This is a genomic window from Burkholderia sp. WTPI3 (genome assembly GCF_021483755.1).
Lineage (GTDB): Bacteria > Pseudomonadota > Gammaproteobacteria > Burkholderiales > Burkholderiaceae > Burkholderia.
This window is the reverse complement of the sequence record NZ_JAGIXF010000180.1, coordinates 1-4525: the sequence shown is the minus strand read 5'-3', so window position 1 is coordinate 4525 and position 4525 is coordinate 1. Positions and strand designations below refer to the sequence as shown.

Below are 4525 nucleotides of genomic sequence, written 5' to 3'. Positions count from 1 at the left end.
GCGACGGCGGATGCCGTTGCCTGCCGAGGCTGCATCCGTCCGTTCCGGCGCGGGTGCGGCCATGACGCCACGTTGCGTCGACGCCTTTCCTCCGACCGATACCGAATACGAACGCGTCATGGACGACTATCTGCTGTTCGCAGGCCGCTTCTTCATCGCACTGATGTTTGTGCTGAGCGGAATCAACAAATTCCTGTTCTTCCAGCACGGGCTCGACGAGGTCCGTGCGAAGAACCTGCCGCTGCCACGTGTCGCGCTCGCGAGCACGATCATCGTCCAGCTCGCCTGCGGCGTCGCGATCATGGTCGGCTTCCAGACGACCCTCGCGTCGCTGCTGCTCGCGGTCTTCACGCTCGCGACCGCGGTGGTGTTCTACGACTTCTGGAACCAGCAAGGCAACCAGCGCACGCTGATGCTGACCGGCTTTCTCGAACACATCAGCATCATCGGCGGTTTCATGATCCTGATCGCCGCCGGCCCCGGACGCCTGGCCGCGCATGCGTGAACCGATGCGTCCCCATCGCAGCCCTGTCCGCGCACGAAATCGAGGAAAACGAAGATGACGAGACCGCACACCGTCGCCGTGCTGTCCGCGAAGGCCAGCCACGAGGCGCGCCTGCGGACCCGGCTCGCGGAGCTCGTCGCGCCGTCCCGGCAAGAGCCCGGCATCGCGTTCCGGTTCCGTGACTGGAACGCCGTCGAGAAGGCCGACGCCTATCGCCTCACGCAGATCGCCTGACGCGCGCCGGCCAGCGCACCGCCGCCACGGCGGCGTACATCGATCGTTCCACGCACGGAACACTGAGGACAATCCGGCCCGTCTATCGACACGTGACACCTTCCACTACGCTTGAAGCCATCCCGACTTCCCACGGCATCAGGCCCGCGTGAACCACCCCGCTCCCGAACCGCCCGATCGTGTTGCGGCCGCTGCCGCCGTACGCCGCGCTTTAGTCGCACGATTCGCACGCACCGGGACGACGGGGACCGCGGCCTTTTCCGTCGATCGCCGCCGGCAGCCCGGACGCACCGCGCGCGGCCGCGCCCGACTCACGCCCGACGACATTCGGACTGCATCATGAAATCCCTGAACATAGACGATATCCAGGCCTTCCTCTTCGCCGTCGAGCGGCAAAGCATCACCGAATCCGCGCGCCGGCTCGGCCTGTCGAAATCCGTCGTCAGCAAACGCATCAGCGACCTCGAGCGCACGCTCGGCGTCCAGTTGCTGATGCGCTCCACGCGCAACGTGACGCCGACCGAAGCCGGCTTGACCTTCTATCGCGCCGCGTCGGAATCGATGCGCCGGCTCGTCGACGTCGCCGAGGAAATCGCCGAACGCTCGCACGGGCTGTGCGGCGAACTGCGCATCACGTCGCCGGTGAGCCTCACGCGCCGCTGGCTCGGGCCGGCGATCGCCAAGTTCGCCGCCGCGCATCCGCAGTTGCGCGTCACGCTCGAGACTGACGATCGCACAGTGAACCTCGAAGTCGAGCGCTTCGACGTCGCGCTGCGCTCCGCACGGCTGCCCGACAGCACGCTCATCGCGCGCCGCGTCGCCGCGTGCGAACGCGTGGTCGTCTGCAGTCCAGGCTATCTCGCGGCGCACGGCGAACCGGCGTCGATCGACGCGCTGCTCGCGCACCGGTGCGTGAACTACAGCCACACGGCGCCGTCGGCCACCTGGACGTTCGCCACGCCGGGCGGGTTCGGCAAGCCGCGCACGATCAACCCGGGCAGCGTGTTCCTGTCGAACAACGGCGATACGCTGCGCGATGCCGCCGCGCAAGGCATCGGCATCGCGATGCTGCCGCGCTACATCGTCGACGAAGACCTGCGCGACGGACGGCTGGTACGCGTGCTCGCCGACGACCCGCCGCAGGACGAGGTGATCTATGCGGTCTATCCGCGCAATCCGTATGCGAGCAACAAGCTGAAACTGTTCATCGAGCACGTGCGCATCGCGCTGCTCGATCCGCCGTGGCCGGCCCGCCCGGACACCGCGCTGCATGCCGACACGCTGGCCGCGGATTCGGCCTGACGCGATGCACGTTTCCATCGTCGGAACCGCGTGTTTCCCGTGCGCCGACTACCGTTCCGGACGCGACTTTCGTACCGTCTTCCGACGGCGACCGGCCCGCGGCGCGGCGCCGCCGTGCGCATCGCGCGCCATCCCGTCGAACCCGTCCTGCCGGATCCGTCCGCCCGCCACGCCATGCCACCGACCAAACCCACGCTAACGAAGCCGTTCCGTGCGGCGCAGCTCGCGTACACGCTGCTCGACATGAGCCGCGAATACGGGCGCACCGACGGCGCACGTCTGATCCATGTCGCGAAGACAGTCGTCGCCGTCGTGCTCGCGATGGGCGTATCGATGCGGCTGGAACTGACGGCGCCGCGCACCGCGATGGTGACCGTCGTGATCCTGATGATGCATCAGCACAGCGGGATGGTGATGGCGCGCGGTTTCTACCGCGGCGTCGGCATGCTGGTCGGCAACCTCGCCGCGATCGTGGTGATCGGCGCATTCCCGCAGGAGCGCGTGCTGTTCCTCGGCGCGCTCGTGCTGTGGATCGGCTGCTGCACATGGGGCGCCGCGTACTTCCGGAACTATCAGTCGTACGGCTTCGTGCTCGCAGGCTACGCGACCTGCATCGCCGCAATCCCGTCGATCGACCGGCCTTACGACATCATCGCCAACGTCGTCACCGGACTCGGCGAAGTATCGATCGGCATCCTGTCGGCCGGCGTCGTCAGCGCGCTGATCCTGCCGCGCCACGTCCGCGCGATGCTGATGAAGACCGGCGAAGACCACTATGCGGACTTCATCGGCTTCGTGCGTGCCGCGCTCACACAGAACCTGCCGACCGACGAACAGAGCCGCCGCTACCTGCGGCTCCTCGCCGCGCGTGCGCAACTCGAGAATCTGCGCAGCGCGGCGGTATTCGAGGATCCCGACCTGCGCGCACGCAACGGCATCATGACGCGCATGGCCGGACAGTTACTCGATGCCGGCGCGCGCTTTCATGCGCTGCATCAGTATCGCGTACGCATCCAGCACGGCGACGATCGCCATGCCGCCGGCGTGCTGTCGGCCGCATGCGACGACGTCGCGCGGGTGCTGCCGCCGGACGATCCCGCACGCGCGTTCGATCTGCGGGCCGTCGAACAACTCGTCGACGCGCTCGATCAGGCCTTCGCCCGGCTGCCTGACAGCCGCGCGCCGGCACCTGCTCCTGATGCGCGCAACGCGCGCGAGGCGCTCACCGGCCTGTCGCTGCTTCGTCAGGCGCTCGACAGCTTGCGCGCTTACCTCGCGGACTTCGTCGCGATCCGGCGGCAGCCGGCTTCGGTCGCGGCTCCGGCCTCGGCCGACACGGAGCGAACCCGGACGCCCGTGCGAATCGCCACCTCCGCGAACCGCATGGTGTCAGCCGCCGCAGGGCTGCGTGCGATCGTCGCGGTGTCGGCGGTGTCGCTGTTCTGGATCGCATCGGGCTGGACCGGCGCGGCCGGTGCCGTGGTATCCGCAACGATCGCCAGCGCGCTCTACTCGATCATGCCGGCGCCGGCCGCGGCGACGCGCCAGGTCGCGCTCGGCTGCACGGTCGCGTGGCTCGCGAGCATCGCGTTCAATTTCCTGCTGTTGCCGGACATGGACGGTTTCGCGCCGCTAGCCGCCGCGTTCGCGCTATTCGTCGCGGTTGGCTCGTACCTGAATTCGTTTCCGAAGACGGCCGCATTCGGTCTCGGCTTCAACATCTACTTCTGCTTCCTGACCAACATCACCAATCCCGGTGTCTACGCCCCCGCCGCGACGCTCGATGCCGGCTTCTCGTCGATTCTCGGCATCGCGACTGCGTCGCTCGCCTTTTCGGTCGTCGCGCCATATGCGGGCAACTGGGCAACGGGCCGCTATCTCGACGCGCTGCGGCGCCTCGTGTCGGTCGATGCGTGTTTCGGCGAGCTCGACGGCCTGATGCCGCGCTTCGACGCCGGCATGCGCGACTTCATGCTGCAGATCGCCGCCCGCCCGGCGACCGGCCACCTCGGTCGGCAGGCGTTGTTCGCGTGGAGTTTCGCGTCGCTCGAGATCGGCCGCAACATCGTCGACCTTCGCACGGCCGGCGCCGCCGAACTGCCAGACAGCACGTGGCGCACGCACGAACGCGCGCTGTGTGCGTCGGTCTCGCGCCTGTTCGACTCGCCGTCGCCTGCCGCGCTGCACGATGCCGAACGCGCGGCCCGCGACGCGCTCACCGCCGCATCGCCGCTTGCTTCCGATGTGGCGCAGCGCCTCACCGAATGCGTCCGTTTCATTCTCGTATCGCTGCAATGCAACCTCGTCCCGCTGCAACGCGGGCCGGCTTCGTCCACGCCATCCATTGCGCCCAATGATGCCCGCGCGTAATCCCAAGCGCCGCGCCGCGGCAGGCTCGCTTCATCCCCGCGCCGCGCGCGGCATCGCGGCGCTCGCCGTGCTATGGCTCGGCGCGTGCGCACAAACCGGCGGCATCGCGCCGCG

The 4525-nt window shown here is 68.3% G+C and carries 4 protein-coding genes; all 4 read left to right on the top strand.

Annotated features, from left to right (window positions below; translation table 11 throughout):
• Window positions 1-118: 118 nt before the first annotated feature.
• The 4 genes from J7024_RS36370 to J7024_RS36355 all read left to right on the top strand — a co-directional run bounded on the left by J7024_RS36370 (window position 119) and on the right by J7024_RS36355 (window position 4411).
• Window positions 119-505, top strand: coding sequence for a DoxX family protein (locus tag J7024_RS36370; RefSeq protein ID WP_124830860.1), 387 nt, complete (start codon window positions 119-121; stop codon window positions 503-505).
• 54 nt (window positions 506-559) lie between these two features.
• A complete protein-coding gene (locus J7024_RS36365; RefSeq protein WP_124830861.1) occupies window positions 560-739 on the top strand; it encodes a hypothetical protein in 180 nt (59 codons plus the stop codon).
• Window positions 740-1087: 348 nt separating this feature from the next.
• The gene (locus J7024_RS36360; protein WP_124830878.1) at window positions 1088-2041 is read left to right on the top strand and encodes a LysR family transcriptional regulator; all 954 of its coding nucleotides are present in this window, start codon (window positions 1088-1090) and stop codon (window positions 2039-2041) included.
• A 174-nt stretch (window positions 2042-2215) separates the two neighbouring features.
• Window positions 2216-4411, top strand: coding sequence for an FUSC family protein (locus J7024_RS36355; protein ID WP_234746000.1), 2196 nt, complete (start codon window positions 2216-2218; stop codon window positions 4409-4411).
• The last annotated feature ends 114 nt before the right edge of the window (window positions 4412-4525 follow it).